A 344-nucleotide genomic window follows, 5' to 3' on the forward strand; every position below is an offset into this window, starting at 1 on the left:
GTCGCCTTTTCGATGCTGGAGGGCATGGACGGCTGGTTCATCGTCGGCATGCGGCTCGTCATCGTCGCCTTCGTCATCTGGCTGTGGTACCGCACGGCAAAAGACCGCTGGCTCGCCCATCTCGGCTATGCGCTGATCATTGCCGGGGCGATCGGCAACCTTGTCGACCGTTTCGCCTACGGGCATGTGATCGACTATATCCTCTTCTACACCGAAAGCTGGTCTTTCGCCGTGTTCAATCTCGCCGACAGTTTCATCACCATCGGCGCCGGCTGCGTCATCCTCGAGGAGCTGCTGCTGCCGAAAAAGGCCGGCCGCTAAAATCTTATCGAATTCCTGAAGGC

At 58.7% G+C, this 344-nt stretch carries 1 protein-coding gene; it reads left to right on the top strand.

Going from position 1 to position 344, the window contains the following annotated elements; translation table 11 throughout:
- Positions 1 to 321: signal peptidase II (gene lspA / locus EOD29_RS30890; RefSeq protein ID WP_127248789.1), on the top strand; the 321-nt coding region annotated here is incomplete at its 5' end.
- Between the last annotated feature and the right edge of the window lie 23 nt (positions 322 to 344).

This window comes from Mesorhizobium sp. M1A.T.Ca.IN.004.03.1.1 (genome assembly GCF_003997555.1).
Taxonomy (GTDB): Bacteria; Pseudomonadota; Alphaproteobacteria; order Rhizobiales; family Rhizobiaceae; genus Mesorhizobium.